This is a genomic window from Gracilimonas sp., from assembly GCF_035704785.1.
Taxonomy (GTDB): domain Bacteria; phylum Bacteroidota; class Rhodothermia; order Balneolales; family Balneolaceae; genus Gracilimonas.
In genome coordinates this window covers 1-2,724 of sequence record NZ_DASSWP010000129.1, presented here as the reverse complement: position 1 = coordinate 2,724, position 2,724 = coordinate 1, and the positions used below count along the sequence as shown (strand labels likewise).

4 protein-coding genes are annotated in these 2,724 nt (G+C 39.8%); all 4 read left to right on the top strand.

Translation table 11 applies throughout. From position 1 onward, the window contains the following. Positions 1-313: hypothetical protein (locus tag VFM80_RS07885; protein ID WP_395071245.1), on the top strand; the 313-nt coding region annotated here is incomplete at its 5' end. Between the two features lie 147 nt (positions 314-460). Beyond that, positions 461-724 (top strand): hypothetical protein, encoded by a 264-nt coding sequence (locus VFM80_RS07880; protein WP_395071243.1) that lies wholly within the window; start codon positions 461-463, stop codon positions 722-724. Next, a complete protein-coding gene (locus VFM80_RS07875; RefSeq protein ID WP_395071242.1) occupies positions 721-1,743 on the top strand; it encodes a serine hydrolase domain-containing protein in 1,023 nt (340 codons plus the stop codon). The genes VFM80_RS07880 and VFM80_RS07875 overlap by 4 nt, the downstream gene beginning before the upstream one ends. Before the next feature lie 262 nt (positions 1,744-2,005). Next, positions 2,006-2,724: ABC transporter permease (locus VFM80_RS07870; protein ID WP_395071240.1), on the top strand; the 719-nt coding region annotated here is incomplete at its 3' end.

Genomic DNA, 2,724 nt, shown 5'->3' with positions numbered 1-2,724 from the left:
ACAGCTTGTTCAAAGGATTCAGAGTAAAGAAGAAAAATCTGACATTGAACCCGGGCGCAGAATCCATGAATTTGAGCTTGGAACATATACTCTCCGCCTTGATTGCGATATCACAAAAAATTATCGGATTACGGTTTCACTCGGAAATGAGCGGATATACAGCTTCACTATTTTTGCTGAACAACATGACTATGAAAAACTTGAAACAGCCTATTCAATGATCTTCGACTTTTTGATGACCGAGCAATCCCTTCAAAAACTCCCGAATAATGATCTTTTGAAAGGTTTTTATTTTGGAAGTAGAAGCAGTTAAACCGTTCAGAAATGAACACCAGTGTTAGTTTTCGAACAGTTTTTGAAACAAGACCCTCTCCATTCAGCCTGGATAATGCTTTATGTTATATGGCACATTTTTTGATTCCTTAATTACATATCACTGTTAACTGAAACCGGACCTGCCATGCACAATGTTCGAGTACAATTCACCGTCCCCAATGTCGAAAACGTAGTTAATCTGGATGTTCACGTAAACGGCGAGAAACGAAATATGAAATTCAGAGTAGAAACTTTTGAATGGAATGCTGATAATGGAAGCTCCCAAGATCTGGTTTCAATTCTCAGAGACCGGATCATGAACTATGATTCCGAGTGGGAACTCTATCACATAGGTACTCCGTTTAAAGATAAGATACCCATAACTTTTAGGTTCAAACAAACTGCATGATTTCTGTAATCAAACGCTCATTTCTATTCATTCTTTTTTTTGTAGCCCTTCCATTTAGCGTAGCAGCACAATCAGTGGCTAGTGATACCGATTTAGAAGAAGTTTTTGAACAAGCGGAATCTATTACATCTCTAAGAAGTATTCTGGTTCAACAAAATGGCGAACTTTTAGGGGAAGAGTATTTCCGAAACGCCTCAGCAGGTTACCCTTACAACATCAAATCTGCATCCAAAAGTATCATCTCTCTGATAACAGGAATTGCTGTTGATCAAGGTGAAATATCCCTCAATGACACCCTTGGAGATTATTTTCCGGAGTACTTTGATGCAAATCCGGATTCACTAAAAGAAGCTATCACCATCAGGCAACTTCTTTCCATGCAGTCAGGTCTCGAAACCACCAGTTTTCATAATTACGGGCGCTGGGTGATCAGTGATAACTGGGCAGAATTTCAGCTTGACCAACCGCTTGAAGAAGAACCGGGGGGAAAGATGGTTTACAGTACAGGGACTTCACACTTGCTGTCAGTCATCATTACCAAAGCTACCGGAATGAGCACGCGGGCTTTTGCCAATCGACATCTTTTCGATCCCATGAATATCAGTATCGGCGGGTGGGATCGAGATCCGCAGGGATATTACATGGGTGGGAATAATCTGGCTATGACCCCAAGGGATTTGCTCAAAATTGGACAAATGCTTCTGAATGGAGGAACGTATGGGGGGGAACGTATTGTCTCACAAAAGTGGGTTCATGATTCCTTTCAAAAATATACCCGCAGTAATTTTAATCCTTATGACTATGGTTATATGTGGTGGAACCGCTCGGTTGGCGGTTACGAAATTTATTTTGCCTGGGGTTATGGTGGCCAATATATTTTTATGGTACCGGAACTGAATAGTGTAGTGGTAATGACCTCATTTCTTAATAATGCCACACAGCGCCGAACTTATAAAGAACCCATTTTTGATCTATTAGAAGATCAAATACTTCCTTTTCTTGAGAGCAAGCGGAGCTAAAAATACGGCCTTTATGCTCTGACTAACCACTGACTTATAAAGAAAAATAAATTCCTCAATTTTTTTCTGTAACAAATGTACAGTCCAATACTCTATCTATATATAAAGTCTATTCCAGGGTATTATAAATTGGTCAGTTGGTGGAAAGGTGTCGCATATGTTTCAAAACTATTTAAAGATTGCAGTCAGGAATCTTCTCAAAAACAAGATTTTTTCTCTTATAAATATTATAGGTTTGGCTATAGGGTTGGCCACTTGCTTATTGATCCTTCTCTATGTTTTTAATGAACAGAGTTATGATGATTTCCATAAAAATTCTGATCGGATCTATCGGGTAGTTCAAACAACAACTTCATCAGATCGTGAGGAAGAACAAGCCACAACACCATTTCAACTAGGCCCCGTTATTGATGCTGAATTCCCCGAATTGGTAAAAAGCTCGGTCCGTTTTTTCGACCGGCAGGAAGCTAAACACACCATCATAAATAGAAAAGACCGGATCGCCTTTAGAGAAAGCAACTTCTATTTCACCGACTCTACTTTTTTTGAAGTTTTCTCAGGAGAGTTGGTTCGGGGAAATCCTTCCGAAGCTCTTAAAGATCCACTAACCATAGTGATCACCGAAGAACTTGCTGAAAAATATTTTGGGGATGAAGATCCCATGGGTAAAACCCTGAATTATAACGGTATCCGAGAGTTTACGGTAACAGGCATTATGAAAGCCTGGCCTGAAGAATCACATATGGATATTGATCTTTTAGCTTCTTACACCAGCCTCGATGAGATCTACAAAAACAGTCCCAATTATGATGAAAGCTGGTTATGGAACCCGATCTGGACGTATGTGTTGTTGGATGGATCTGTAAACCCCGAACAACTCGAAGAGCAACTGAATGCTATTACTGAAAGATATTATTACGCATATTCAGGATGGCCTTCAGATGAAACTGTGGAGATTGAGCTTCAACCGGTCACCGATAT

Excerpts from the sequence above, each read along its gene's own strand:
- VFM80_RS07880 (WP_395071243.1), top strand. The coding sequence starts at position 461 with ATGCACAATGTTCGAGTACAATTCACCGTCCCCAATGTCGAAAACGTA.
- VFM80_RS07875 (WP_395071242.1), top strand. The coding sequence starts at position 721 with ATGATTTCTGTAATCAAACGCTCATTTCTATTCATTCTTTTTTTTGTA.